Raw genomic sequence first — 25,811 nt, forward strand, 5'->3', positions numbered from 1 at the left:
CCTATTTTTGTGCAATACACTAACAAACGGTTGTTTGTTTTATAAGGAGGTTGCCTTGCAATGGATTGCCTGTTGTTTGGCAGCCTCCGTCTATTTAATTTAACGCTATGGATTTTCGTCCGGATGAAATAACCCAGCAGGTAGCCCAGACCGCCCGCGATTTTGCGCGGCAGCATATTCTTCCACATGTAATGGAATGGGACGAGCGCCAGGAGTTTCCACGCGGGCTGTTCCGCGAGATGGGTAAGCTGGGTTTGATGGGCGTGCTGGTGCCCGAAGCCTATGGCGGGGCCGGACTGGGGTATTTTGAATACAATGCCATCATCCAGGAAATAGCCAGGGTATGCGGGTCGATAGGACTGAGTCTGGCGGCGCACAATTCGCTTTGCACCAACCATATCCTGATGTTCGGCAGCGAAGCGCAGAAACAGCAGTGGCTGCCGGCGCTTGCCGGGGGCGAATGGCTGGGCGCCTGGGGTTTAACGGAACCGGGTACCGGCAGCGATGCGGGCAATATGAAAACCACCGCGGTAAAAGACGGTTCGGACTGGATTTTAAACGGCACCAAAAACTGGATCACCCATGGCAAAAGCGGCGATCTGGCGGTGGTCATCTGCCGCACCGGCGAACCCCGTACAAGCGGTAATGCCACTGCCTTTGTGGTGGAAAGAGGAACGGCGGGTTTTTCGGGTGGCAAAAAAGAAAACAAACTGGGTATGCGGGCCAGCGAAACGGCCGAAATGATCTTTGATAACTGCCGGATACCGGACAGCAACCGTTTGGGAGAAACAGGGGATGGTTTTCGGCAGGCCATGGCCGTATTGGACGGCGGCAGAATATCCATTGCAGCGCTGGCCATCGGCATTGCCAAGGGCGCTTACGAAGCGGCCCTGCAGTATGCGCAGGAGCGCCAGCAGTTTGGTCAGGCGATCGCAACCTTCCAGGGTATCAGCTTCAAGCTGGCCGATATGGCCACCGAGATAGCCGCTTCTGACCTGCTGGTATGGCAGTGTTGCGACCGCAAGCAGCGCCATGAAAAAGTAACCAAAGAGGGGGCCATGGCCAAGTATTATGCCAGCGAGACAGCGGTAAAAGTGGCCACGGAAGCGGTACAGGTATTCGGCGGGTACGGCTATACAAAAGATTTTCCGGTAGAAAAATACTATCGTGATGCAAAATTGTGTACTATTGGAGAAGGAACTTCCGAGATCCAGAAAATCGTGATCGCCCGGGAGGTACTCAAACACTGATCTTCTCGATTGCTTGTTTATAGTCAAAAGCCCTCGCAAGAGGGCTTTTCGTTATCCGTACCGTATTATTGATTATCTTCCTTCGCCATTTGTAAACGACAGTGACCAGACCTAACCGCTTATACCCGGCGTTCCTGCTGATCTTCCACACCGTACTTGCTTTTTCTCCGCTGATGGCAGCTGATAAACCCGCTTCTGCAGATACCAGAACCGTAGACTCGCTCAATGAACTTGCTTTCAAACAAAAAAGATTCGATGTACCCAGGGCATTGAGCAATTTATCGATGGCCCAGAATATCGCCGGCAGCGTAAATTACCTGAAGGGGCTGGGCATCAGCTATATGTACGAGGCCGGTATCTTTTACCAGAACGGGTACGACAAAAAAGCGCTTTCCACCTATTACAAATCCCTGCAACTGTTCCAGAACCTTGCCGATACGTTTCATATCGCTTTTGTAAGCCAGCAGATAGCAGGGTCGCTCCAGGCCAACAAACGCTATGCGGAAGCCATGCGGCTATACCAGGAAGCCCTGGCCGTATTTACCAAAATGAACAAGCGGGAAGATATTGTGAACGCAAAGAACAGCATGGGCCTGCTGAACCTGGCGCTGAATAAACTACCGGAAGCCGAAAAATATTTTACAGAAGCGCTGGCAATGGCCCGGGCGATCGGGTATGCCTACGGCGAAAAAAAAGCCCTTCACAACAGGGGGGTGCTCGAAAAACAGCGTGGTAACCTCGCCGACGCGGAAAATTATTTCCGTATGGCGCTGCAGTGCGATGAAAAAGCGCACGACCTGTATGGTGCTGCGCTGAACCAGCTGGAACTGTCGCATCTTTTTTCAAAACAGCTTTCCCACGATTCGGCCATCGGCATGGCCATGGAAGCGTACCGCAACGCCTACCGGATCTCCGCCTATAATTTGCTGAAAGATGCGGCCACGCAGCTCATTCAGACTTACCGCGCCCTGGGTATTGCAGCCAAAACGGCGCAGTGGCAGGACTCGCTGCTCAATATCTTCCGCATACAGATAGAGAACGAACGGATGTATGCGCTGAATTTCATTGATGTGATCAAGAGCCAGGACCTGCAGAAAGTAAATGCAGAGAAAGAAGCCAATACCGCCCGCAGGGTTCAGCAGGAACAGCTGCTGGTGATTACGGTGGGTACCTTTATCCTTATCATCGTTGCGGTACTGGCCGTACTGGCGCTGGTGAACTACCAGCGGCAACGGTTCTTTGGTAAGGAGTTAAAACAGAAGAACGAGATCATCGAAAAGAATTCCGCATCGCTGGATCAGCTGAACAAGGAAATATCACACCAGAACGCCTTGCTGGAGGAAGACAATAAGACCAAGAACAAACTGCTTTCCATCATCTCGCACGACCTGCGTACGCCGCTTGTGAACACCAAGGGCATTCTTAACCTCGTAAACCAGGGCATGGTGCCCAAAGACGAGGCAGAACGCCTGCTGCAGCAGCTGGAGACCCAGTATATAGGCACCACTTCGCTGCTGGACAACCTGCTGTTCTGGATCAAGGGACAGATGAACGGCCAGCAGAATGAAAAAGTGAAACTGAACCTTTTTCTCCTGATCAAAACACTGGAAGACGAGCAAAGACTGCCGCTGGAAAAAAAGGAGATCGTTTTACGCAACGAGGTTGACCGCGACATCAGTATCGTTGCCGAAAAGGAACTGATCCGGATCTGTTGCCGTAACCTGATCAGCAATGCCATTAAGTTCACCAATCCCGGCGGTTTTATCGAGATACGGTCGAGGATTGAGGGGAAAAATCTTTGCATCGTGATAGCCGATTCGGGGATCGGAATGACGCGCGAAGCGATCGAAAAAGTGAATGCCAAAGTATACTATAACACCAAGGGTACTTCATTCGAAAAAGGCAGCGGTTTCGGGCTGATGCTTTGCCGCGACCTGATTGCAAAACAGGGCGGCGAACTGCTGGTGAAGAGCGAGCCGGGCAAAGGCAGCGAGTTTACCATCGTGCTTCCGCATAACGGATAACCGGGATACCACGGGCAGTCCGTTCCTCAAACGCTTTCCTTCTGAAACAGAGCGGGGATGGTTCTGAGTATGAGTTGTATGTCTTTCCAGAACCCATGGTTGCGTGCATAGGCATTGTCGAGCATCAGTCTTTCTTCCTCGCTCATCTCACCCTTGCCGCGTTTTTCCACCTGCCACAGACCCGTGATACCCGCCGGCGCCATAAACCGCAGCGAATATTTATCGGTGGTCAGTTTTTCGGCTTCGTACAGGGGCAGCGGCCGGTTACCCACGATGCTCATATCCCCGATGATCACATTCCATAACTGCGGCAGTTCGTCAATACTGGTATTGCGGATAAAACCGCCCACTTTCGTGATGCGCGGATCGTCTTTTAGTTTGAAGAAAGCCGATCCTTCCCTGGCCTTCCGGGACCCGGTATATTGTTTCTCGCACCAGCGAACCCGGTCTGCATAGATGGTGAACTGGCAGGTATTGCCGGTTTTCTTACATTCCTCGCACAGGAATTCGGTGTTAAGCGTTTCCTGCGGCGTTTCTTCCGCGCCGGTGTACTGGTTCAGGTGTTTGAATTCCTTCAAACGCCGGTCTGCATTAACGTACATAGACCGGAACTTGTAAAAACGGAAAATACGGTAGCCTGTTCCCACCCGCAGGGAATAGTAAAAAACCGGTCCCCTCGACTCGAGCCTGATCAATACATACACCAGCAGAAAAACCGGTGACAGCAGCAGCAGGGCCAGTCCTGCAAAGAAAATATCGAAAATCCTTTTGGCAAGCGGCACTTTATACAACAGGGAGGTATCTTCCTTATACGGTCTTATGATTTTATCGTGGTTGGCAACCAGGAAATTGATCCTTGTTTCCAGTTTTCTTTTCCGAAGCGGAAACCTGAATGCATCGCTCACACCTGCCGACAGGGCCAGGTCGCGCGTTTCGTTGGTCCATTGGTGGCAGAGCAGGATATACTGCGCGGGTGGCAGCCCTTTTTTCTGCAGCATTTTGAGCAGCGGTATACCCATGGGGGCAACGATCTCGCTCTGGATGATCACTACGCCTATATGCAGGTTACCGGCGCTCCATTCATTGGCGAGATCCATACCGGTTGAAAAAAATACCAGACCGGTGTTATGCAGGTTGCACTGTTTGAAAAGCTCTGTCGTTTTTTCATCCAGGCCAACCAGGGCGATCAGCGGTTCGGGGGGTGTGATTGGTTCGCTCATCATTCATCATCGTTTCCTTTTCCAACACGGCGCAACACCACGGCAAGTCTTGCCGCCAGTTCGCGCGGATTAAAGGGTTTGACAACATAATCGTCAGCGCCCGCTTCCAGGCATTTGATACGCATCTCCGAACGCTCGTCGGCGGACAGTACGATAACGGGTATCGAATTAAAAAAATCGCTGGCCTTTATCTGCGTAAGCAGTTCCAGTCCGCCCATAGGCGGTGTATTGAGATCAGATATAATGGCGTCGGGAATATTACCGTCCTGCAGGTAAGACATGGCTTCCAGTCCGTGGCTGCATACATGCACCTGGTAAAATTTCCCCAGGAATCGACGCAAAATGGTCTGCATCGATACCTCGTCGTCCATTACCAGTATCCGCCATTTTTTTTCCTGATCTTCCAAACTGATGGGTTTTATAATGATAAAATTAGGCCCTTTCACAGTGTCTCAAACCCGCACAAAAGATACGCAGCAGTTTTGATCTAACGACTAAAAAAACGCTTTATTCTTTTGGTCACGGCCTTACAGATACCGCCGTCTATTTGCAGGCGCCGGTCGGTTGTCCAGACAAGCGCCGCTCTTGCGTAAAACAGTTTTCCAAAGCCCCTGTTGCGCAGTTTCAGCGCCAGCCAGCCATCTTCATTGGTGCCGGGCGGGTGGTGGAAACCGTCTACCGCCAAACCCTGTTCTCTTCTGAAACCCGAGTTGAACCCGTATACATTCACCGCTTCTTCCCTGATATGCCGGTGCACCGTTCTTACCATATCGGTGATGTATTCATAAAAGAAATAGGTGTTTCTGCCGGTGCTGCCTACGGGGATAAAAGAAAACCTGCCATAGGTAAGTGCCAGGTCCGGGTTGCCGGCCAGCGGGGCCGTCATGGCTTCGATCCAGTGCGATGGGTATAAGGTGTCTGCATCCGCATTTAAAATGTATTTGCCCTTTGCCTCGCGCAACCCCCTGTTGCGTGCCGGTGTAATGCCCTGCTCCGTTTCAAGCACATAACCCACGCCGCAGGTCCGAATCAGTTCGGCCGTACGGTCTTTGGAATTGTTGTCCACCACAATGATCTCCACGCTGCGCCCGGTGGTATTGGAGGCAAGCGAAAGAAGGGTTTTGACAATATTCGATTCTTCATTGTAGGCGGGAATAACAACGGATACTTCCGGTTCTCCCTTATTCAGCCGCTGGTATTGTGTTTTTGTTTCAAGACACGCATCGGCATCTGTGGAAGAAAGCAGCCAGTACCGGTTGATATCGGGAGGAATACGGATCGGTCGCATTTATTGCTAAAATAGGTATTTTATCTGCCGGTTGCGTGTCTGAAAACCTTTTGCCTGAAGCGCTAAATCCGCTACATTTGCGCTCCTTTCGCGCGGATGTGGCGAAACTGGCAGACGCACCAGACTTAGGATCTGGCGGGGTGACCCATGTAGGTTCGATTCCTATCATCCGCACAAAATACCCGGTCAGCGACCGGGTATTTTTTACCTGATTTTTCAATTTGTTAATTGCCTGTTCTGCTGTTAATCCGCATACAGCAGTTCGCCCAGCGATGAATGCGACCAGTTATTTTTGGCCGTCACCCAGGGACAGGAATGATCCCTGATCTTAACCAGTATCTGCCATGCTTCCATGATACTGCCGGTGGTGTCGAAAGACTGCGGCAGGGGAAGGGAGGCTTCGTCTTTACTGGCCAGCACTTCGCCCGATAGGTTGTAAACTTTTTGCTGGAACAGTTTGCCCAGCATATTGGCCTGGTTACTGAACACACAGTTGCCCAGTATCAATCCCAGTACCTTCAGGTTATCCGGATGCACCAGCATATGCTGGTATTGATAGGCAACAACTTCGCCCGCGTGGTTATATAGCGCCTGCATGACTTAAAATTATTAACAGATTGCCTGACGGCAATGCCGCTGCAGATAGTTAACAGTAAGGTAATAAACGGTTTTTTCAGGAAGGCAAAGCAGGACGTTCTCCGCTGCGACGCCAGTGTATGGCGCCGGAAGCCAGCACGGAAAAAAACGAACCCAGGCTGAAATTGACCAGACCCGCATTCAGAAAGACCATGAACCATAAGCCGTTAAGTCTTCCCCCGCTGGCTGCCGGCGCATGGGCAAGCGCGTGGGGATGCAGGATCAGTAACGTAATAGCGGATAACACGCAGGCGAACACAATACCGGTGAGGGTTGTCAGATGCGCTACGCCCAGTATGGTCATGGCGCTGAAATGCAGGTGGGGCCTGCGCGCCAGCTTTACCACGTGGAGGGCGATAAATAACAGGAAGAAAAAATTACCCATATACAACCACCAGGCATACCTGAAATCATCCTTCAGTACAAACACGAGTTCGGCGGCCAGGTACCCCGCTGCTGCCATCGTTCCATACCGCAGATAATCGCGTACATGGCTTTTTCTGAACAGCGGTGTCTGCATTTGCTGTGGATTTTTTTACGCAGTCACCGATGTGTACCCGGTTTTTTGGAATGATGTTCCTTGTGCGTATGCGTAACATCATTTCCTTTTGTCTGCCACTCCTCGTTTTTCCGGCTGTCGATATCGTCTTTGTTTTCGGGTTTTGCTTTTTTCTGGTTGATCACCTGCATCCGCTCCCTTGGCTGTTGGTTATTTTTAGTCATAACTGATCATTTCCCAATCATACGACCAAATTCATGCCATCGGATAGCGGGATATTCCCACCGCCGCGTGCGATCGCATGAAAAAAAATTTGCCATCAATTCCATATCACTTAGTTTTGAGTTACGGCCGTTTACCGCGGCAGGTCCAATACATCTCTACCGTAAACACTCGTTTACAGATTTTCACTGTTTAACACTGCCTTTTTTTTACACCTTACTCCATTGGGGAAAGCTGTGTTCATATTAATAATACCTATGGAAAAACATATACTGCTGATTGATGATGACCTGGATGAGCCCGAAATGTTCATGAATGCCCTGTTCGATGCCGATATTATCTGCAAATGCACATGGGCCAATGGTGCGGAAGAAGCGTTTCGTCATCTGGAGCACATCCGTCCCGATTTTATTGTGCTCGATTTCAACATGCCCAAAATGAATGGGCTGGATACTTTGCGCGCGCTCAAAGCGCATGAGGAATGGCAGGCCATACCCGTTGTGATGTATTCCACCACCATGGACAGCACGCTTTCTGCCAAAGCCCTGCAGCAGGGGGCGGTCCAATGCATCCGCAAACCCTATAACATGAAGGAATTGCCAACGCTGCTGCAGGCGTTTTTATAAGATTACGTTTTTTACATCCAGTTCGTTATCTTTGTTTCCTACCGCTTTTAGCCGGAATCAATACATACTTCTGCATACTCTGGCTTTGCCTTAACACGGGCAATCTCTTTGTTTTTTTGTTGAGAATTGTGGCCTGATGCAGGTATGTATTCCCTGCGATGCGGGTGATAACTGTATGGAGAAAAACAGCTCGTTCGGCATTACGCATGCCAGTCACCCTGTATTGTTACAGGCCGTTTTGGACACCTTCCACAGTGGCATACATATATTTAATGCCATCCGTAATCAATCCGGTGAGATCATAGATTTCCAGTTTGTACTGCTGGGAAAGAAAAGTGTTGCCTTCCCCGATCGCCAGGACCTGGCCGGAAGAAAGCTGCTGGCAGAATATCCCGAATACCAGGCGCAGCTGCAGCAGATGGCGCAGGTGGTCAACAGCGGCAGCAGCCGGTCGCACGAAGTGCACCTGACCGCAAACGGAAACAACAGCTGGTACCTGGTAACCGACTCGCCCTTTGGCGAAGGCCTGGTGAATGTATGGGAAGATATCACCGAGCAGAAACAGGCGGAAGAAAAGATCCACGAACTCAACCGCACCCTGCTGATCAATAACCGCGAGCTGGCTTCCCTGAACTCCGAGCTGAAAACATTCAACTCCATCGCCGCAACCGACTACACCGATACGCTGCGGAAACTGTATACCAACCTGGAGTTCATTATCAGCCATGATGCCAGGAACCTCACCGATGAGGGCAAGGCCAACGTACGCAGGGCCCAGTCGGCCATCCAGAAAATGAAACTGCTTACGGAAGACATTGTTTCCTATTCACGTATCCATACCCACGATACCGACCTGCAGGCGGTGGATCTTATTGCGATGCTGCAGGGCATACAGGACGATATGCGCCGCGGCTGGCCCGATATCGAGATCAATATCGCCTGCCAGGAAAATATGCCCGAGATACAGGGCTATCCTTTCCTGCTCAACCTGCTCTTCCATCACCTGATCGATAACGCCATCAAGTTCCGCAAGGAAAATACACACCCGATTGTGGAGGTTGGCTGCAGGGATTATGATGCGGCTTCCATTAACCACCCGGCGGCACTGCCCGGCACCCGCTACAACCGGTATACCTTTACCGACCAGGGCATCGGTTTTGCACAGGAGGCCGCAGAAGACATTTTTGTGATTTTCCACCGCCTGCACCAGAAAGGCATGTACAAGGGCTCGGGCATAGGCCTGGCCATCTGCCGTAAGATCATGGACATACACGGCGGGTTCATCACCGCCGAAGGCACAATGGGCACTGGCGCCCATTTTCACTGCTATTTTCCTATTCCTTAGGCAGTTAACAGGCCGGCCCGGTTTGCCCAAACCGACCGGCGGCGGGTTTGGGCGAAAAGCAGTTGGCCCGGAGCCGTGTCCCAAAGCGTAAAACCCTTACCTTTGCAGCCCGAATTTTAAAACAACAATTATGGCTTCTGTTACCAGAGAAAACATCAGCCTGCTGAATGACAAGCTGACCGTTACCTTATCAAAAGACGATTATTACCAGGGTTTTGAGCAAAGCCTGAAAAAATATGCGAAATCAGCCAATATCCCCGGCTTCCGCAAAGGCATGGTGCCGGCCGGCCTGGTGAAGAAAATGTACGGACAGGGCGTATTTACCGACGAAGTGCTGCGCAAGGTGGAAACCGAACTGAACGCTTACCTGAACAACGAGCAACTCGAAATATTTGCACAGCCGCTGCCGCTCGACAGCGATGCGCGCGCGCTGGATATGAACAATCCTGCCGACTACCAGTTTGCTTTCGAGATCGGTCTGAAACCCGCTTTCGATATCGATGCCAAAAAGATCCATGTTACCCGTTATAAAGTGGATGTTACCGATGCCATGGTGCAGGAAGAAGTGGAGCGTTTGCAGACACGCAATGGCAAGATGACGGAACCCGAAGCGGTAGCCGGCGAGGAAAATGTGCTGAATGTAAAATTTATTGAAGCAGATGCGGCCGGTAACGAACTGGAAGGCGGCGTAACCAAAGACAATTCACTGCTGGTTAAATATTTTTCCGCCGATTTCCGCAAGAACCTGGTCGGGAAGAAAAACAACGATACCGTGTCGCTGCAGCTGGATAAGGCTTTTGACGAAAAAGAGCGCGAAGCCATCCTCCAGGACCTGGGTCTGCAAAAAGAAGACAGCGCCAGGCATTTTAACCTGCTGATCACCAAAGTGGGACTGATCGAAAAAGCGGAGCTTAACGAAGAGCTGTTCAAAGCGGTTTATCCCAATAACGAAGACATTGCAACGGAAGCCGATTTCAGGAATGCGATCAAGGCCGATATCGAAGCCCATTTTGCACAGCAGGCGCGCAACCAGGTGCACGACCAGATCTATCATTACCTGGTGGATCATACCACCATGGAATTTCCGGAAAGCTTCCTGAAACGCTGGTTGCAGACCGGCGGCGAGCAGCCCAAAACTGCCGAAGAGGCAGAAAACGATTACCCGACTTTTGTGAACCAGCTGAAATGGACACTGGTAAGCAGTAAGCTGATACAGGATAACAAGATCGAGGTGCTGCCCGATGATATCCGCGACTTTGCCAAGCAGCAGCTGTTCAGCTATATGGGCGGCCAGCTGGGTGCACTGGGCGATAACCAGCAGTGGGTGGACGATTATGCCAACCGCATGATGCAGGACAGGAAATTTGTGGAAGACAGCTACCACAGGATCAGCACCGACAAGCTTTTCAGCCAGCTGGAAAGCCAGGTGGAGGCAAAAGAAGAAGCGATCAGCTCGGAAGCTTTTGCCGAAAAACTGCATCACCACCACCATTGATAAACAGCGCGCGGTAGTTGCGTATCTGGCAATAACACCGCGCACGCTAACCATACCCGACCGGGCCAGCCAATGGCCCGGTTTTTTTGTACCGGTACCGAGGTATTTTCTGCTGCCTGCTTTTGAAATGGCGATTTTCGGCCGCTTCGCCCTGACTAACTGTCGTAAAAACAGCTTTGCACAGTATTTGTTTTGTAAACATTCCCAAAGGGGCAAATCACTTATCTTCAAAGCGAAAAATTGATAGCATATATGAATCCGGGAAAAGAATTTGAACAATATGCCGTAAAGCACCGTGGTATTTCAAGTGCCACGCTGCATAATTTCAGGCAGAATGGATTTACCAGCCTTACCCCCTATATCATAGAAGAAAGACCGCTGAACGTGGCCAGTATGGATGTGTTCAGCCGACTGATGATGGACCGCATCATCTTTCTTGGCGAGGGCATCAACGATTATGTGGCCAATATCGTAACCGCACAGCTGCTGTTCCTGGAGAGCACCGACAGGAGCCGCGATATACAGATGTATATCAACAGCCCCGGCGGCGGCGTGTATGCAGGACTGGGCATTTACGATACCATGCAGTTTATCAACCCCGATGTGGCCACGATCTGTACGGGTATGGCGGCCAGCATGGCGCAGATACTGCTTTGCGCGGGCGTTCCGGGCAAAAGAACGGCACTGCGTCACAGCCGGGTAATGATTCACCAGCCCAGCGGCGCCATCGGCGGCCAGGCCAGCGATATCGAGATCACTGCCAAAGAGATCAGGAAACTCAAGCAGGAGCTCTATAATATCACGGCGCACCATACCGGTAAGGATGCAGAAACCATTGTTCGCGACAGCGACCGCGATTTCTGGATGACGGCCCAGGAAGCAAAGGAATACGGTCTGATAGACGAGGTACTGCTGACAAATCCGAGAAAGGAAAAAAAATAAGCGGCTGACAGAGATGTACGCCTTACCATTTACGACGCCAATAAACACGAAGAACATGATCCAATCAACCTATACAGGTCCCCGTTTTAACGACGACGAGGAAAACGATCCCAAAAATGAGCCGGTGCAGGAGCATCCGGTGAACGATTTTATGACCAAGAAACTGGAGAAAATGTTCTTCGAAAGAAGGGCGGTATATCTCTGGGGAGTGGTTGACGATAAGTCTGCACGCGAAGTGGTATCGCGGCTGCTGCTGCTGGATGCCGATAAAAGCGGCGAAGAGATCAAATTTTACATCAACAGCCCGGGTGGTGTGGTTACCAGCGGTATGGTGATCTACGATACGATGAAACTTATCAAAAGCCCGGTGAGCACCATCTGTATGGGACTGGCTGCCAGTATGGGATCTATCCTGCTGAGCGCGGGCGCAAAAGGCAGGCGCTTTATTTTCCCGCACGGCGAGGTGATGATCCACCAGCCAAGCCTGGGCGGGTATTTCCAGGCCAACAGCGCCGATATAGAAATACAGGCCAACCAGATCCGCAAAACCAAGGAACTGGGCGCCAAAATCCTCGCAACCAATTGCGGCAAAACACCCGAACAAATACTGAAGGATTTTGACCGGGATTACTGGATGGACGCACAAGAGGCTGTAAATTATGGCATTGTGGACGCTGTGATGACAGAAATCTAGCTTGGGCACGGCATTTTTATAGATCATTTATCCCAAATTCAGGCAGAAACGGCTGAACTGTAATAGCTTTGCAACGATTTGCTGCAGGAGCTGTCTTCCGGTTGTTGCTGCAAGAAATATCCAACTATGGCAAAATCTTCTCAATTGCATTGTTCATTTTGTGGCCGCAGCCGCGATGAGGTCAAGATCCTTATTGCCGGCCAGGACGGTCATATCTGTGAGAACTGCGTGGAACATGCACAGGAGATCATCGCACAGGAACTCACCGCCAAGCACCAGGATACCCCCGGCGGCGGCAGTAATTTTAAACTGAATGTGCGCCGTCCCGCCGAGATCAAAAAATTCCTCGACGAATATGTGATCGGTCAGGACGAGGCAAAAAAAGTGCTGGCCGTGGCCGTCTACAACCACTATAAGCGGGTAAACCTGAAACAGCAGGCCGATGAAGTGGAGATTGAAAAAAGCAATATCGTAATGGTGGGCGAGACCGGCACCGGCAAGACCCTGCTGGCCAAAACCATTGCCCGTTTGCTGAATGTACCTTTTGCCATCGTGGATGCCACCGTGTTCACCGAAGCCGGTTATGTGGGAGAAGACGTGGAAAGCATGCTCACCCGCCTGCTGCAGAACTGTAATTACGATGTAAACGCCGCCGAGCGCGGTATCGTTTACGTGGATGAAATAGACAAGATAGCCCGCAAAGGCGATAACCCCTCCATTACCCGCGATGTGAGCGGCGAAGGCGTACAGCAGGGGCTGCTGAAAATGCTCGAAGGCACCGAAGTGCTGGTGCCGCCACAGGGAGGCCGCAAACATCCCGAGCAGAAAATGATCAAGGTAGACACCCGCAATATCCTGTTTATCTGTGGCGGTGCTTTTGACGGCATCGACAAAGTGATAGCCAGGAGGGTGAACACCAACGCGATCGGTTTTAACGTGAACAAAGATGTGCAGGAACACCACCGGAAGAACATGCTGGAGTTCATCAATGCACAGGACCTGAAAAGTTTTGGATTGATACCCGAACTGCTGGGCCGTTTGCCCGTTATCACCCACCTGAATCCGCTGGATGCCGAAACGCTGAAAAGCATTCTTACCGAACCAAAGAACTCGCTTATCAAGCAGTTCTCGCGTTTGTTTGAACTGGAAGGCATCAAACTTACCATCGAAGACGCGGTGCTGGAATTCATGGTGAACAAAGCGCTCGAATACAAACTGGGCGCAAGGGGTTTACGCAGTATCTGCGAAAGCATCCTCACTGATGCCATGTTCGAATTACCGGGCACCGGCGAGCAGAAGTTGCATATTACACTGGACTATGCAGAGAGAATGTTCGGTAAGAGCAAACTCAGCACATTGAAAGTGGCGTAAAGAATACATTCTGCCAGAACGCCGCTGCGGGCACCGTGTGAATACACGGGCTTATTCTTGTTCATCTTTTCATCCTATCTTGCACACACAACGAATCTCCCATGAACGAACTCATCAATCGCCTTGTACAGGAAGCAGGTCTTACACCCGATCAGGCTCGGAAAGCCGTGGAGACCATCGCCGGATTTGTGAAAGAGAAATTCCCTATGCTGGGCGGCGCCGTTGACCAGATCTTTTCCGCGGGAGGCAATGAAGAGTAAGACCGTTATTTTCCGGCATTGCATAAGTCAGCGGGTTGGCTTTTTTCTGTAGTTATACCCTTACCCATTCTTTTTTTTCCGCATCATACTGTTTGATCAGCCGGGCCGGGTTTCCGGCTGCAATACTGAAAGGGGGTACGTTTTTGGTAACCACCGAACCCGCTGCCACCACCGAATGCCGGCCAATGGTTACGCCCGCGGTGATCACTACATTGGCCGCGATCCAGCAATCGTCTTCCACCACAACCGGCGCAGTCCTTACATGCTGGTCAGCGATGGGGCGCAATGCATCTTCGTATATATGGTTAAGACCGCTTATCACCACATGCTGTGCAAGGATGATGTTATTGCCCAGCGTTACCGGCCCGATGATCACATTGCTCATACCAACCAGGGTATGATGCCCGATGATCACATCGCCCGATCCGTTGTTGACCGTGCTGAAATCCTCGATGATCGAACGCTCTCCCAGTTCAAAGCGGTTGAAAGGCAGCACATCGGTGCGCGTGCGCCGGCGTATGACGGCACCCGGGCCTTTTTTATGGACAAAGGGATTCACGAACCATTTTACCCAGGTACGCGGACGTGCTTCATGGGTGCGTACCAGCGCGCCGTGCACCCATTTCTTCAGACGCGGATTTTGGTTGATCTTTTCTTTCAGCGACATGGATAAAAATATACTTCAAGTTATATTTTTTCAACAGATAACACAACAAAGATCCAGCTAATCCGTTCCTTTCCGGGTATAGGGTTCAAACCTTAGTTTTACTAACTTTAACCCAAAGCAGCTGTATGACCAACCCTCCTCAGGCTGTCGCCTTTGGGTCAACTGTAAAGAAGCAATCTATGGGCAGATCCTTTTGCAGGAATTTTTTTGCAGGAGCGGCATTGGCACTGGCGCTGCAAACAGGGTTGCAGGCGCAGGAATCGGTTAATGTCAACGACGAAGTATCCTATCCCTTTCTTGGCAAACTCATCGATACGGCCAGGAAATACTACCCCAAGATGCGCTCGTTTGACCACCGCATCAATATCGCCAATTCAAATATTACCAAAGCCAGGCTGTCCTGGTTCGATATTTTCACGTTTTCCTATCTCTACAGTCCAAACAATTCCACCACGCTGGTAAACCCGAGTCTGTTCAACGGTTACCAGCTGGGTATGTTTGTGAACATCGGTTCGCTGATCACCAAGCCGCACAATATCCGGCAGGCCAGGGAGCAACTGGCCATCAGCAAACTGGACAAGGAAGAATACAACCTGAACATAGAAGCGGAGGTGAAGATGCGCTATTTCCGTTATGTAAAAGAACTCACCATGCTCAAGGCAATGAGCCAGGGTCTGGTGGATGCGGAGAATGCGATGAAACAGTTGCGTTACAAATTCGAAAAATCAGAGACAACCTTTGAGGAATACAGCAGGTCGTTGCTGGTATATGCAGACCGCAGGCAGTCTGTGATCGAATCACAGGGTGCATTGCTGGTGGCCAAGAGCAGCCTGGAAGAACTGGTCGTTAAAAAACTGGAAGACATCAAATGATCGACTTAGGCAAATTCATGAAAATGCTGAGCCGGTATGCGTTCATCCTGATCGCCATACCGGTGGTTACCGTGGCCATCACCTATTTTCTGGTGCGCCAGCTGCCCAACGAATATGTGTCCAAGGCCCGTATTGCCACAGGGCTGGTGGAACAGTCGGAGCAGATACTCGATAACCTTTCCTTTCTGCAGGAATCAAGGATTGACCAGGAGTTCAGCAATATCATGCAGGTTATGCAACTGAAAAGGATCTATGACCAGGTCTCGTACCAGCTGATCCTGCACGATATCACCAAACCTGATTCCGCTTTCCGCAGGAAAAGCGATCTGATGAACGACCTGAACAAGGACGCCATCAGGCATGCGATACAGGTGTACTCAGAAAAATACGCAAAAGCGGAACCGCTTGTTTTGTGGGACAGGGACCAGGCCGGACTGAAACTGGTGCTGGTATCGATGGGTTACGACGAGGAGTCGCTGAAAAGCAAGATTGCGATCTACCGGGTAAACAGGAGCGACTACATCGATGTGGAATTCCGCTCGGATAATCCATTGCTGTCGGCATTCGTGGTGAACCAGCTTACGGCGGAATTCATCAGGTATTATGCATCGGCCACCAAAACCAACCAGGTACGTTCGATGGTATTCCTTGACAGCCTGCGGAAGAACAAACAGGCCGTGATGGACCTGACGATGGAGCAGCTGAAATCGTACAAGATCCAGAACCGGATACTGAACCTGGACGAACAGGCCAGGGTACTCTACGGACAGATCGCCGACATCGAAACAAAACTGGAGGTGGCGCGCAAGGATGTGGAGGGATATAACGGTGTACTCAGGAATATCGACAGCAAGTTTGATCCGAACGATAAAAAATTCATCGAGAGCACCACCCGCCGTGTAAACCAGGATATCGTAAACAACACCAACCAGCTGAAAGCACTGACGGAAGCTTATATACGCAGTAACTACGACCCGGTGTTAAAGATCCGGATAGACTCGCTGCGTAATGTGATATCGGGCCAGATCACGGAATCGGCAGACAGGTACACCATGAGCCCGCTTACCACCAAGGAGAACCTGCTTGTGCAAAAGATCAACGCGGAAGTGGGACTGGATATGGCAAGACACAGTATTCAGTCGCTGCAGCAGGAAGTGGTCCGGCTGAACAAAGTGGTAAGCAACCTGGTTCCGCACGAAGCCAATGTGCAGGCTTACGAAGAAAAGATCGATGTGGCCAGCAAGGAATACCTGGATGCGTTGAACAAATTCAACCAGGCAAGCCTCAGTTCCAGTCTGGCAACACGTATCAGACAGATAGAATACGGTATGCCGGGATCTGCCGCCCCGTCGAAGAAAATGTTGCTGGTGATCCTCAGCGGCGTAATCAGTTTTGCGTTCTGCGTATTTGTGCTGTTCATCCTGTTCTATATAGACAGCAATATCAAAACGGAATACGAGCTGGCCAGCGAAACAGGGCATCCCGTTCTGGGCACGCTTCCCTTCATGGGCAACGACGAAATAGACCTCAAGAAATTATGGAACGGCGATTACGATATCACGCGTACGGAGGAGTATAAAAACATGATCCGGTCCATTCGGTTCGAGATCAGCGAGCAGATGGGTACCGACAAACTGCTGGCGATCACGAGTATCAAACCGGAAGAAGGAAAAACATTTGTGGCACTGAATATTGCTTATGCCTACTCACGCGCAGGTAAAAAAGTGTTGGTGATAGACGGCCATTTTGATAAACCCGATATAAGCCAGACCATACCCAGCCCCCTGCTGCTCGAAGACTATTTAACCAGTAAGATACCGCTGGAGCAACTGGGCAACGACAAACACCTGGCGGTACTTGCCAGCAGACCAAAGGATATTTCTTTATTCGAAATCGTAGACCAGGATATTGCCAGGCAAAAGCTGCAGGCGCTGGCAACCAGGTTCGATATGGTTATCATCGATACGCCCTCGCTGCGCGAACTCAGCAAATCGAAAGAGTGGATCGTTGTTGCAGACAAAACCCTCGCGGTGTATGAAGCGGGGTACAGCGTTACTCCGGCGCAGAAACAGCAGCATATCAAATACCTCAATTCCATCAATGGCAGGTTCATCGGCTGGCTGATGAACAAGGTGGTGGCCGGCAAAGCCAGGCGAAAAAACAAATAACCCAAAAAAAGCGCCATGTGGTCGTTTATACTGTTTGGATGGACTGTGCTGCAGGTGCTGGCGGGCTATAACCTGGTGTTGCCGCTGGTGCTGTTTGTGCTGTATAAATGCATACCGCGCAAACCCCTTTCGCTGCAGCCGGGTTCGGATCCGGATTATGCCATCATTGTTACCGCATACGAGCAAACCGATTCGATCCCTTCTGTGGTGGCATCTATATTGCAGTCGTCGTATACCCGTTACCTGGTGTATGTCGTTGCCGACAAGTGCGATACCAGCGGGCTTTCTTTTTCCGATGAAAGGGTGGTATTGCTTCGGCCCGAAAAAACACTGGCATCGAATACACGCTCGCATTTTTATGCGATACGGCATTTCAGAAGACTGCACACGCACCTGACGATCATCGACAGCGACAACATCGTTACACCCGATTATCTTTCTGAGCTGAACCGTTATTTCAAAGCCGGTTTTTCTGCGGTGCAGGGCGAGCGTAAAGCCAAGAACCTCGATACCACGTATGCCTGCCTCGATGCGGCACGCGATATCTATTATCATTTTTACGACGGCAAACTGCTGTTTGGCATCGGCTCTTCGGCAACACTGGCCGGATCAGGCATGGCGTTTACGGTGGCATTGTACCGCGAATGCCTGGAGGCGCTCGACGTCAGCGGCGCCGGGTTCGATAAAGTGCTGCAGAAGGAGATCATATCACGCGGGTACCGCATTGCTTTTAACGAACTGGCCATTGTGTATGATGAAAAAACATCCCGCGCCGATCAGCTGGTCAAACAGCGGGCCAGGTGGATCAATACCTGGTTCCGTTATTTTTCATTCGGATTCGGGTTGCTCTCCAGATCGCTCACTAAGGCTAACTGGAACCAGTTTGCTTTTTCTGTTATACTGCTCCGGCCACCGCTGTTTCTTTTCCTGTTGGCTTCCATCGCCTGCTTTACGGTAAACCTGTTATTGGGAGATGTGGCGGCGGTAATGCTTTGGATGGCGGCCTTCCTTTGTTTTATTCTTGCCTTTGCCATCGCCCTGGTACAATCCGGAACGGACCGGAGGATATACCGGTCGCTGTGGAATATTCCTGTTTTTGTATTTTACCAGGTATTGTCGCTGGCGAAAGTGCGGCAGGCCAACCGGTATTCCGTTGCCACACAGCATTACCACAAAGACCAGGGAGAAGCTTCCGGGCCAAAATAAAACGCATTGTTATGAAGAACCTGCTACGTTCGTTCTGCCAGAAGCTATTGGGGTACCGCAACTATCTCTATGTGTTTGCCCTTTTCAGCATTAAAAGAATGCAGTGGGGCGGCGGGCATGAGAAGGAGTTCCTGTATTTCCTGGACATGATCCCTGATAACAGAAGCACCGTGCTTGATATCGGCGCCAATATCGGCGTGATGGCGGCGAGCATCGCTACAAAACATACACAGGCCGAGGTATTTGCTTTTGAGCCGATACCCGACAACCAGCGTACCATCGAGAGAGTGGTGAAACACCATGGACTGAAAAATATCCGTCTTTTCAAAACAGCGCTGGGCGATGCTGCCGGAGAAATAAAAATGGTGGTGCCGGTGGTGGGCAGTTCCAATATGCAAGGATTAAGTCATGTGGTGGAAGCAGGCAGGAAAAATGACGGAGCGTTCTTTACGGTACCGGTGCAGCGGCTCGACCAGATACCCGAACTTATTGCCGCAGAAAAAATATCGGCCATCAAGATAGACGTGGAGAACTTCGAATACTATGTGCTCAAGGGCGCCCAGGGATTGCTCGAGAAACACAAACCGGTTATCTATTGCGAGTTGTGGGAGAACGAAAGAAGAAGCCTTTGCCTGGACTATATACGGAGTATGGGCTACGCGGTAAAAATATTCCAGGACAATGCACTGGCAGATTTTAACGGACAGGAAGGGATCAATTTTTTCTTTGTACCTAAAGTGTCATGACTATGCGGATCATTCCCCATACAAAAGAAGAAGCCGGCCGGTTTCCGCCACAGCGGAAGCTGGCACTGGCGGTGGCTTTTCTGAGCGTATTCGGTTTCTTTATTAAAATATTGTTCTTCTGATGAACAATAGCCGAGATACCATATTGATACCTGCTTCACACAAAAAAAGAGACATCAGGACCTGGCTTTACCGGAAGCTCATGGAAGAAAAAATGAATAACTGGCTCGGAGTGGCACTCTTTCTTGTCGCTGCAGCTGGGATTGCCTGTATCACGGCTTTTGGCGGGTTGCAGTCGGGTGTGCTGCTGCTCGTGGGCATATTCGCCATTCCTTTGGTATACGCGGTGGTGGCTTACCCGCAATTCGGCATCATGGCCATGCTGGTGCTGGCTTATCTGGTATTCGCAATCATCCGCCTGGGCATTGATTTTCCGGCCGGAACACTGATCGATGGTATCGAGGCACTGCTGATACTGGGGTTCTTTATCAAACAGAAAAAATACCGGGACTGGAGCATGGTAAAACACCCGGTGGGTATCATGATACTGGTATGGATCGCCTACAATTTGTTCCAGGCGGGTAATCCCTCGGCAGAATCCAGACTGGCCTGGTTATATACCATCCGCTCGGTGGCTTTTGTGATGCTCACCTATTTCATTTTTGCCCTGCAGATACGAACGATTTATTTTCTTCGGCTGATCATCCGAACATGGATATTGCTTGCCGTACTGGTGGCCCTGTATGCCTTAAAGCAGCAGTTTATCGGTTTTTCGGGATCTGAGCAGGAATGGCTGAACTCGGATCCGATGGTACGCGAGCTGCTGTTCATCGCCGGGCAGTGGCGTAAATTCTCGTTTCTCTCCGATCCGGTTGTGTTTTCGTATACCATGGTGATCAGCAGTATCCTCTGCGCCTGCATCGCCGTAAATACCCAAGCCACCTGGAAGAAAGTGCTGCTGGTCGTATTTACCTTGCTGTTCCTGTATTCCATGCTGTTCTCCGGTACAAGGGGCGCTTATGTGATGGTGCCGGCGGCCATGGTTTTTTATGCAGTGATCAACCTGAGCAGAAAAGTCTTGCTGGTAATGGCCGCACTGGGGGTAATGATTGCCGGACTGATCTTTGTGCCCATTGGCAATCCTACGATACAGCGTTTTCAATCGGCATTCAAACCTTCTGCCGATGCTTCTTTCAACACGCGTAAAACAAACCAGGAACGCATAAAACCGTTCATACTCTCGCACCCGCTTGGGGGCGGACTGGGTGCCACGGGGGTTTGGGGACAGCGTTTTGCGCCGTATTCCTTCCTGGCCAATTTTCCTCCCGACAGCGGCTATGTACGGGTGGCGGTGGAACTTGGCTGGCTGGGACTGCTGTTATTCTGCGTGCTGATGTTCGTGATACTGAAAACGGGTATCGACAATTACTACCGCATACGCGATCCGGAGCTGAAAACGTATTGCCTGGCTATGGTGCTGATCGTATTTGCCCTCAACATCGGCAACTACCCGCAGGAAGCATTGGTGCAGTTCCCCACAAACATTTATTTTTATCTGGTGGTGGCCATCATCGTTGTCACAAACCGGCTGGATAGACAAATGCAGAAACCATTACCATGATAGAAAACAGGGATATTGTTGTGGTGGGACTTCAACCCTGGGATACCGAGATCGGCAGTAACTGCCGTGACGTGGCGATTGAATTCAGCAGGAAGAACCGCGTGCTGTATGTGAATTACCCGCTTGACCGCGCCACTTACTGGAAGAACAAACAGGATCCCAAGGTGGTGAGGCGCATGAATGTGATCAGGGGTAAGGAAGACGGGCTGGTGCAGATCGGCGAGAAATTCTGGAACCTGTTCCCCGATGTGATGGCCGAATCCATTAACTGGATCAGGAACGATGCGCTGTTTACCTGGCTTAACAAACGCAACGGAAAATCATATGCCGGCGCTATCCGGAAAGCCCTTGCGCGGCTTGGGTTCAGAAATGTGATACTGTTCAACGACAACGATATACTCCGCAGTTTTTACCTGAAAGAACACCTGCAACCCAAGACCAGCATTTACTATTACCGCGATTTTATACTGGGCGTGGATTACTGGAAGGTGCACGGCGAAAAACTGGAACCGCTGCTGATCGCCAAAAGCGACATCTGCTGCACCAACTCGTATCATTTCCGCGATCATTGCCGTAAGTTCAACCTGCGTTCCTATTATGTAGGCCAGGGCTGCGATCTTGCCCTGTTTACCGATAAGGGCGGTATACCCGTTGCCCCGGAAATGCGTTCGTTCAGAAAACCGGTGATCGGCTATGTGGGCGCTTTGCAAAGCCTGCGGCTTGACCTGGCCATCCTTGAACATATTGCCACCACGCGACCCGAATGGAATGTGGTGCTGGTTGGCCCGGAAGACGATGTGTTTAAGGCAAGCAGGCTGCACCTGCATCCCAATATTCATTTTTTAGGCAGCAAACCTCCCGATACACTGCCGCAGTTTATCAAAGTGTTTGATGTTTGCCTCAATCCCCAGCTGATCAACGAAGTGACGATCGGTAACTATCCGCGTAAAATAGACGAGTACCTGGCAATGGGTAAACCGGTGGTGGCCACCAAAACAGAATTCATGAAAGCGATCTTTGAAGGGTATACCTACCTCGGCACCACGCCCGAAGACTATGTACGGTTGATAGAACAGGCACTGCACGAAGACTCACCGCAGAAACAGGGAGAGAGAAAACAATGCGCCGCGCAGCATTCATGGGAAGCGCATGTGAACGAGATCTACCGGCATATCAGCGATTTCGAAAAAGGTAATCCCTGTTGAACTTCAGGTGGCGGTATATTTCGCGCGCAAGATGGATAAAGATATTGTTGCTCTCGCGCAGCATATTCCTTTTCATGGTACTGGGCTCCGCCGCTGAATTCTTCTGAAAGAAAAGCTCCCTGTACTTGTCGTAATAGATGGCTTTTCCTTTTTTCCGGAGAAAGGAAAGCATCATACGATACTCCGTTACATCGCCCTTTACGCCTTCTGCATACCTGCCGAATTTTTCCAGGAAATTGCTTCTTCGCAGGTGCGGGTGATCGCTGTAGTAGAAGAATTTTTTATAACCCGGCAGCGTAATACGGAAGATCATTTCGGAAAAACCATTGCGGAGGGGTTTGAGATAAGGGTATTTGAAATAGGCGTAAAACCTGGCCATATCCATCTCAGGCCGCTCCTGCATAATGCTCATGGCATTGGCAAAATGAACGGCAAAATCCTGCGCCGGTTCAAAGTCTTCCTGCACATACAAAGTATAGGCTGTTGTTACCGCGTCCTGGCCTTTGTTGATATTATTCCCCAGACCCCTGTTCACAGGCGTGGTTACCAACCGGAAATCCAGTTCGGCCTCGAGTTCCTTCAACCGGTGCAGGTGTTCGCTGCTACTGCCATCGTCAGACACTACGATATCTCCGAAACTGCAATGAATGGCGGCAAAGGAGCGCAGTAACCGTTCCAGCGAGCTGCTGCGGTTGTAATGCGTTACGAGTAAGGTAACCTCTGGGAAACGGGCTGCTGTTGCTGTCATGGCTTTTTGGATAACAGGTCAAAGCTCCAGCGGAGAAATTTTATTTTGAGGTAGAAGTGCCGCAGCGTAAGCACCAGTGGATTTTTGCTTTGACGCCAGTCAGATCTTCCCATGGTGCTTGGCTCGTCCGGTGAATTTTTCTGGTGGAACAGCGTTGTGAATGCATCATAGCTGATCCCTCTTGCTTTGTGCCTGATAAAGGAAAGACTCATCAGGTATTCGGTACGGTCGCCCGAAACGCCCTCTGCATAGCGCCCGAACCTCGAGAAAAAATCGCTTCGGCGAAGATGGGGATGGTCGCTGTAAAAATAAAATTTCAGGTGATTGGTATACCAGGGTTCTCCGTGAAACACCATTTCGGAAAAACCCTGTCCGTAAGGTTTTGTATAGGGATAAGAAAAATAGGCGTAGAAACGTGCGATCTCCAGTCCCCTGTCTTTTTCCATCATCGCCAGCGCATCTGCAAAATGCTCCGGAAAAACCGGTGACGGCTCGAAGTCTTCCTGTACATACAATGTATAGGGCAGCGTTGCCCCATCCTGTCCCTTGTTGATGTTATTGCCAAGTCCTCTGTTAACGGGTGCCGTCACCAGCTTGAAAAAAAAACGCTGCTGAATTTCCCTGAGCACCGAAACATGTTCTTCCCTGCTGCCGTCGTCCGAAACGATCACTTCGCCAAAAGAGCAGGAGAGATCCCGGAAAGCGTTCAGCAACCGCTCCAGTGAACGGCTGCGGTTATAGTGTGTTACCAGCAGGCTTACATTTTTAAACTGGCGGGCTGAATTTTCCATCGTTAAAAACGTACATTTATTCCGGGTAAGATTGATCCGAAGTTATGAATTTAATTGTGCGTATTTTCATTCCGCATGCTGCAAAAGATCCTGACCTATACCCGTAATAAATATTTCCTGTCGCTTGCGGGTAATGCTACCATGTCGGTGTTCGGGCTGGTGATAGCGGCGGTGCTGTACCGCGCCCTGCCACGGGCTGAACTGGGCGTATGGGTGTTTTTTCAATCCACGCTGTTGCTGATCGATACTTTCCGGGCAGGGTTTATCACCACCGCTTTTATCAAATTCCATGCGGGTGCAGAACCCCGCCGGGCCGATGAAATACTGGGCGCTACCTGGTATATCGCGCTTTGCATTACCGGCGGTTTTATTCTCCTGAACATACCCGCGTTTTTTTTCACCGGTCTGATCACGAACCAGGGCCTGCTTTTTTTTCTCAAATGGTTTGGCATCACCTATCTCTGTACACTGCCTTCGTTTATCGCTTCCTGCGTGGTGCAGTCGCAGCAGCGGTTCGACAGGCTGCTGTATATCCGTTTTGTGAGCCAGGCCCTGTTTATACTGGGTATTATCGGGTTGATCGCCACCGGGCACAGCAATCTTCAGAATATCATTTATGCCAACCTTGTTGCCGCCATCATCACCAGCGTGTTTACGATGGCGAGGGGATGGGCCGGATTGAAAACGCTTGCCAGACGCAGCAGGCAGGGTATTTCCGATATGTTCCATTTCGGCAAGTTCAGTGTGGGCACCACTTTCGGCGCCAATCTTTTCAGGAGCTCCGATACGTTTATCATCAATTTTATGCTGGGCCCCGAAGCGCTGGCCATCTATAACCTGGGTCAGCGGCTGATGGAAGTGGTGGAAATTCCCCTGCGCAGTTTTGCCGCCACGGCCATGCCCTCGCTGTCGGAAGCGTTTAACCGGCAGCAGCGCGAGCGCGTGATACTTATCACGGGGCGGTATATTGGCATGATCACGGTGGCATTGATACCCGTGGCGGTAATCGCCGTAGTACTGGCCGATGTGGCCGTGGCGGTTATTGGCGGCGGCAAATACATCCATACCGAAGCGGCCAATGTGCTGCGGCTGTTTATGACTTTTGCCCTGCTGTACCCGGCCGACAGGTTCCTGGCCCTGACGCTTGACGTGATACACCAGCCCAGGATCAATTTTATCAAAGTGTTCGTGATGCTGTTCTTTAATATACTCGGCGATGTGGTGGGTATTTCCGTGCTCGGAAATATTTATGGTGTTGCCGTTACCACCTTTATCCCAACGCTTATCGGTGTACTGGTGGGGTATTATGCATTGCGCAGGTACCGGCATTTTTCGCTCTGGGAATTGTATTCCGGCGGTTACCGGGAACTGAGATTACTGGTATTGGATAAATACCGAAAGAAGCGATCGGATCAATAGTTTTTCTGTTGCCGGTATACCGCGGTTACCAGTGCATAGATGCCCGCAAAAACGATCACCAGCGAGATCAGGTCCATCAGCGTAAAGCCATCGTTGTCGTTGAACAGGAACAGGGTATAGATCTCAAAACTGGGCGGCGTGGGTAAGATGATCATGGCAAAGCCCAGCATGATGATCAGCAACGACACGATCACACGAAAAGTGTTGGAAATATTCCTTCGCTCCGCTTCTTTTTTCTGCAACCTGATCTTTTCATTGTGACGGCAAACCAGCAGCAGTGAATCCTCACTGAAAACCGGTCTGGCCTGGGCGGCGGAGCCTGTTTCCCGGTAAGCGGGTAACTGGCTGATGGCTTCCTCAAAACGCTGCTGCAGTTGAGCGATCTCTTCCGCGCTGATCTCTTCTTCGCGCAGCGAATCGATCAGTGCATCCATTTTTTTACCGGCACCGCCGGAAGCGGTTAAAGGAGACGATATATGTGGCTTTATGGTCAAGT

The 25,811-nt window shown here is 50.7% G+C and carries 27 protein-coding genes and 1 tRNA gene; 18 read left to right on the forward strand and 10 right to left on the reverse strand.

Translation table 11 applies throughout. The features are described from left to right. Positions 1-107: 107 nt before the first annotated feature. Together GWC94_RS02640 and GWC94_RS02645 are read left to right on the forward strand one after the other, a co-directional pair. Complete coding sequence (locus GWC94_RS02640) at positions 108-1,250, forward strand: acyl-CoA dehydrogenase family protein (protein ID WP_161833437.1); 1,143 nt, start codon at positions 108-110, stop codon at positions 1,248-1,250. 101 nt (positions 1,251-1,351) lie between these two features. After that, on the forward strand, positions 1,352-3,274 hold the full coding sequence (locus GWC94_RS02645) for a tetratricopeptide repeat-containing sensor histidine kinase (protein ID WP_161833438.1): 1,923 nt from the start codon (positions 1,352-1,354) through the stop codon (positions 3,272-3,274). 26 nt (positions 3,275-3,300) lie between these two features. On the opposite strand, the gene GWC94_RS02650 is transcribed toward GWC94_RS02645, so the two are convergent. From GWC94_RS02650 to GWC94_RS02660, 3 genes are all read right to left on the reverse strand, one after another. After that, positions 3,301-4,497, reverse strand: coding sequence for a sugar transferase (locus GWC94_RS02650; protein ID WP_202628611.1), 1,197 nt, complete (start codon positions 4,495-4,497; stop codon positions 3,301-3,303). Then, the gene (locus tag GWC94_RS02655) at positions 4,494-4,901 is read right to left on the reverse strand and encodes a response regulator (protein ID WP_202628612.1); all 408 of its coding nucleotides are present in this window, start codon (positions 4,899-4,901) and stop codon (positions 4,494-4,496) included. Before GWC94_RS02655 ends, GWC94_RS02650 begins: the two co-directional genes overlap by 4 nt. 80 nt (positions 4,902-4,981) lie before the next feature. Continuing rightward, positions 4,982-5,782, reverse strand: coding sequence for a glycosyltransferase family 2 protein (locus GWC94_RS02660; protein WP_161833439.1), 801 nt, complete (start codon positions 5,780-5,782; stop codon positions 4,982-4,984). 92 nt (positions 5,783-5,874) lie between these two features. On the opposite strand from GWC94_RS02660, the gene GWC94_RS02665 reads away from it, so the two are divergent. Then, positions 5,875-5,956, forward strand: a tRNA-Leu gene (locus tag GWC94_RS02665). A gap of 69 nt (positions 5,957-6,025) precedes the next feature. On the opposite strand, the gene GWC94_RS02670 is transcribed toward GWC94_RS02665, so the two are convergent. The 3 genes from GWC94_RS02670 to GWC94_RS16655 form a co-directional block, all read right to left on the reverse strand. Beyond that, positions 6,026-6,379, reverse strand: a complete 354-nt coding sequence (locus GWC94_RS02670) for a 4-fold beta flower protein (RefSeq protein WP_161833440.1) — start codon at positions 6,377-6,379, stop codon at positions 6,026-6,028. A 76-nt stretch (positions 6,380-6,455) separates the two neighbouring features. After that, positions 6,456-6,938, reverse strand: a complete 483-nt coding sequence (locus tag GWC94_RS02675; protein ID WP_161833441.1) for a hypothetical protein — start codon at positions 6,936-6,938, stop codon at positions 6,456-6,458. A 23-nt stretch (positions 6,939-6,961) separates the two neighbouring features. Beyond that, positions 6,962-7,141 carry a hypothetical protein gene (locus GWC94_RS16655; RefSeq protein ID WP_202628613.1) on the reverse strand — a complete coding sequence of 60 codons (180 nt, stop codon included), beginning with the start codon at positions 7,139-7,141 and terminating at the stop codon, positions 6,962-6,964. Positions 7,142-7,396: 255 nt separating this feature from the next. On the opposite strand from GWC94_RS16655, the gene GWC94_RS02680 reads away from it, so the two are divergent. The 7 genes from GWC94_RS02680 (at position 7,397) to GWC94_RS02710 (ending at position 13,872) form a co-directional block, all read left to right on the forward strand. Beyond that, complete coding sequence (locus tag GWC94_RS02680) at positions 7,397-7,765, forward strand: response regulator (protein WP_161833442.1); 369 nt, start codon at positions 7,397-7,399, stop codon at positions 7,763-7,765. 136 nt (positions 7,766-7,901) lie between these two features. After that, positions 7,902-9,110, forward strand: coding sequence for a sensor histidine kinase (locus GWC94_RS02685; RefSeq protein WP_161833443.1), 1,209 nt, complete (start codon positions 7,902-7,904; stop codon positions 9,108-9,110). Between the two features lie 130 nt (positions 9,111-9,240). After that, positions 9,241-10,605 (forward strand): trigger factor, encoded by a 1,365-nt coding sequence (tig, locus tag GWC94_RS02690; RefSeq protein WP_161833444.1) that lies wholly within the window; start codon positions 9,241-9,243, stop codon positions 10,603-10,605. Positions 10,606-10,857: 252 nt separating this feature from the next. Next, positions 10,858-11,547, forward strand: a complete 690-nt coding sequence (locus GWC94_RS02695; protein ID WP_161833445.1) for a ClpP family protease — start codon at positions 10,858-10,860, stop codon at positions 11,545-11,547. 55 nt (positions 11,548-11,602) lie between these two features. Next, on the forward strand, positions 11,603-12,241 hold the full coding sequence (locus tag GWC94_RS02700; protein ID WP_161833446.1) for a ClpP family protease: 639 nt from the start codon (positions 11,603-11,605) through the stop codon (positions 12,239-12,241). Positions 12,242-12,367: 126 nt separating this feature from the next. Then, positions 12,368-13,612, forward strand: a complete 1,245-nt coding sequence (clpX, locus tag GWC94_RS02705) for an ATP-dependent Clp protease ATP-binding subunit ClpX (protein ID WP_161833447.1) — start codon at positions 12,368-12,370, stop codon at positions 13,610-13,612. Positions 13,613-13,713: 101 nt separating this feature from the next. Beyond that, positions 13,714-13,872 carry an HU family DNA-binding protein gene (locus tag GWC94_RS02710; RefSeq protein WP_161833448.1) on the forward strand — a complete coding sequence of 53 codons (159 nt, stop codon included), beginning with the start codon at positions 13,714-13,716 and terminating at the stop codon, positions 13,870-13,872. A gap of 52 nt (positions 13,873-13,924) precedes the next feature. On the opposite strand, the gene GWC94_RS02715 is transcribed toward GWC94_RS02710, so the two are convergent. Further along, positions 13,925-14,539 (reverse strand): acyltransferase, encoded by a 615-nt coding sequence (locus GWC94_RS02715; protein WP_161833449.1) that lies wholly within the window; start codon positions 14,537-14,539, stop codon positions 13,925-13,927. A gap of 179 nt (positions 14,540-14,718) precedes the next feature. Here GWC94_RS02715 and GWC94_RS02720 point away from each other — a divergent pair, with 179 nt between their 5' ends. The 7 genes from GWC94_RS02720 to GWC94_RS02745 are packed head-to-tail and all read left to right on the forward strand — an operon-like array spanning position 14,719 to position 22,357. After that, complete coding sequence (locus GWC94_RS02720) at positions 14,719-15,411, forward strand: TolC family protein (RefSeq protein WP_161833450.1); 693 nt, start codon at positions 14,719-14,721, stop codon at positions 15,409-15,411. Then, positions 15,408-17,579, forward strand: a complete 2,172-nt coding sequence (locus GWC94_RS02725) for a GumC family protein (protein WP_161833451.1) — start codon at positions 15,408-15,410, stop codon at positions 17,577-17,579. The genes GWC94_RS02720 and GWC94_RS02725 overlap by 4 nt, the downstream gene beginning before the upstream one ends. A gap of 15 nt (positions 17,580-17,594) precedes the next feature. Next, positions 17,595-18,785, forward strand: coding sequence for a glycosyltransferase (locus GWC94_RS02730; RefSeq protein ID WP_161833452.1), 1,191 nt, complete (start codon positions 17,595-17,597; stop codon positions 18,783-18,785). Between the two features lie 11 nt (positions 18,786-18,796). Further along, a complete protein-coding gene (locus GWC94_RS02735) occupies positions 18,797-19,531 on the forward strand; it encodes an FkbM family methyltransferase (protein WP_161833453.1) in 735 nt (244 codons plus the stop codon). After that, complete coding sequence (locus GWC94_RS16920) at positions 19,528-19,653, forward strand: hypothetical protein (RefSeq protein WP_262886239.1); 126 nt, start codon at positions 19,528-19,530, stop codon at positions 19,651-19,653. The genes GWC94_RS02735 and GWC94_RS16920 overlap by 4 nt, the downstream gene beginning before the upstream one ends. Beyond that, on the forward strand, positions 19,653-21,152 hold the full coding sequence (locus GWC94_RS02740; protein WP_202628614.1) for an O-antigen ligase family protein: 1,500 nt from the start codon (positions 19,653-19,655) through the stop codon (positions 21,150-21,152). The genes GWC94_RS16920 and GWC94_RS02740 overlap by 1 nt, the downstream gene beginning before the upstream one ends. After that, positions 21,149-22,357, forward strand: coding sequence for a glycosyltransferase (locus tag GWC94_RS02745; protein ID WP_161833454.1), 1,209 nt, complete (start codon positions 21,149-21,151; stop codon positions 22,355-22,357). Before GWC94_RS02740 ends, GWC94_RS02745 begins: the two co-directional genes overlap by 4 nt. Here GWC94_RS02745 and GWC94_RS02750 read toward each other — a convergent pair. After that, entirely contained in the window at positions 22,326-23,105 is a 780-nt protein-coding gene (locus tag GWC94_RS02750; RefSeq protein ID WP_161833455.1) for a glycosyltransferase, read from the reverse strand. The genes GWC94_RS02745 and GWC94_RS02750 overlap by 32 nt on opposite strands. Beyond that, complete coding sequence (locus GWC94_RS02755) at positions 23,102-23,896, reverse strand: glycosyltransferase (protein WP_161833456.1); 795 nt, start codon at positions 23,894-23,896, stop codon at positions 23,102-23,104. The genes GWC94_RS02750 and GWC94_RS02755 overlap by 4 nt, the downstream gene beginning before the upstream one ends. 75 nt (positions 23,897-23,971) lie before the next feature. On the opposite strand from GWC94_RS02755, the gene GWC94_RS02760 reads away from it, so the two are divergent. Further along, the gene (locus tag GWC94_RS02760; RefSeq protein WP_161833457.1) at positions 23,972-25,315 is read left to right on the forward strand and encodes a lipopolysaccharide biosynthesis protein; all 1,344 of its coding nucleotides are present in this window, start codon (positions 23,972-23,974) and stop codon (positions 25,313-25,315) included. On the opposite strand, the gene GWC94_RS02765 is transcribed toward GWC94_RS02760, so the two are convergent. Next, entirely contained in the window at positions 25,309-25,809 is a 501-nt protein-coding gene (locus GWC94_RS02765; RefSeq protein WP_161833458.1) for a hypothetical protein, read from the reverse strand. The genes GWC94_RS02760 and GWC94_RS02765 overlap by 7 nt on opposite strands. Positions 25,810-25,811: the final 2 nt, after the last annotated feature.

Origin of the sequence: Sediminibacterium soli (genome assembly GCF_009939225.1) — a bacterium.
Taxonomy (GTDB): Bacteria; Bacteroidota; Bacteroidia; order Chitinophagales; family Chitinophagaceae; genus Sediminibacterium; species Sediminibacterium soli.

Excerpts from the sequence above, each read along its gene's own strand:
- GWC94_RS02670 (WP_161833440.1), bottom strand. The coding sequence starts at position 6,379 with ATGCAGGCGCTATATAACCACGCGGGCGAAGTTGTTGCCTATCAATAC.
- GWC94_RS02695 (WP_161833445.1), top strand. The coding sequence starts at position 10,858 with ATGAATCCGGGAAAAGAATTTGAACAATATGCCGTAAAGCACCGTGGT.
- GWC94_RS02725 (WP_161833451.1), top strand. The coding sequence starts at position 15,408 with ATGATCGACTTAGGCAAATTCATGAAAATGCTGAGCCGGTATGCGTTC.
- tig (WP_161833444.1), top strand. The coding sequence starts at position 9,241 with ATGGCTTCTGTTACCAGAGAAAACATCAGCCTGCTGAATGACAAGCTG.
- GWC94_RS02650 (WP_202628611.1), bottom strand. The coding sequence starts at position 4,497 with ATGATGAGCGAACCAATCACACCCCCCGAACCGCTGATCGCCCTGGTT.
- GWC94_RS02720 (WP_161833450.1), top strand. The coding sequence starts at position 14,719 with ATGGGCAGATCCTTTTGCAGGAATTTTTTTGCAGGAGCGGCATTGGCA.
- GWC94_RS02760 (WP_161833457.1), top strand. The coding sequence starts at position 23,972 with ATGCTGCAAAAGATCCTGACCTATACCCGTAATAAATATTTCCTGTCG.
- GWC94_RS02715 (WP_161833449.1), bottom strand. The coding sequence starts at position 14,539 with ATGTCGCTGAAAGAAAAGATCAACCAAAATCCGCGTCTGAAGAAATGG.
- GWC94_RS02735 (WP_161833453.1), top strand. The coding sequence starts at position 18,797 with ATGAAGAACCTGCTACGTTCGTTCTGCCAGAAGCTATTGGGGTACCGC.
- clpX (WP_161833447.1), top strand. The coding sequence starts at position 12,368 with ATGGCAAAATCTTCTCAATTGCATTGTTCATTTTGTGGCCGCAGCCGC.
- GWC94_RS02640 (WP_161833437.1), top strand. The coding sequence starts at position 108 with ATGGATTTTCGTCCGGATGAAATAACCCAGCAGGTAGCCCAGACCGCC.
- GWC94_RS16655 (WP_202628613.1), bottom strand. The coding sequence starts at position 7,141 with ATGACTAAAAATAACCAACAGCCAAGGGAGCGGATGCAGGTGATCAAC.
- GWC94_RS16920 (WP_262886239.1), top strand. The coding sequence starts at position 19,528 with ATGACTATGCGGATCATTCCCCATACAAAAGAAGAAGCCGGCCGGTTT.
- GWC94_RS02660 (WP_161833439.1), bottom strand. The coding sequence starts at position 5,782 with ATGCGACCGATCCGTATTCCTCCCGATATCAACCGGTACTGGCTGCTT.
- GWC94_RS02710 (WP_161833448.1), top strand. The coding sequence starts at position 13,714 with ATGAACGAACTCATCAATCGCCTTGTACAGGAAGCAGGTCTTACACCC.
- GWC94_RS02755 (WP_161833456.1), bottom strand. The coding sequence starts at position 23,896 with ATGGAAAATTCAGCCCGCCAGTTTAAAAATGTAAGCCTGCTGGTAACA.
- GWC94_RS02685 (WP_161833443.1), top strand. The coding sequence starts at position 7,902 with ATGCAGGTATGTATTCCCTGCGATGCGGGTGATAACTGTATGGAGAAA.
- GWC94_RS02750 (WP_161833455.1), bottom strand. The coding sequence starts at position 23,105 with ATGACAGCAACAGCAGCCCGTTTCCCAGAGGTTACCTTACTCGTAACG.
- GWC94_RS02700 (WP_161833446.1), top strand. The coding sequence starts at position 11,603 with ATGATCCAATCAACCTATACAGGTCCCCGTTTTAACGACGACGAGGAA.
- GWC94_RS02675 (WP_161833441.1), bottom strand. The coding sequence starts at position 6,938 with ATGCAGACACCGCTGTTCAGAAAAAGCCATGTACGCGATTATCTGCGG.
- GWC94_RS02740 (WP_202628614.1), top strand. The coding sequence starts at position 19,653 with ATGAACAATAGCCGAGATACCATATTGATACCTGCTTCACACAAAAAA.
- GWC94_RS02680 (WP_161833442.1), top strand. The coding sequence starts at position 7,397 with ATGGAAAAACATATACTGCTGATTGATGATGACCTGGATGAGCCCGAA.
- GWC94_RS02745 (WP_161833454.1), top strand. The coding sequence starts at position 21,149 with ATGATAGAAAACAGGGATATTGTTGTGGTGGGACTTCAACCCTGGGAT.
- GWC94_RS02730 (WP_161833452.1), top strand. The coding sequence starts at position 17,595 with ATGTGGTCGTTTATACTGTTTGGATGGACTGTGCTGCAGGTGCTGGCG.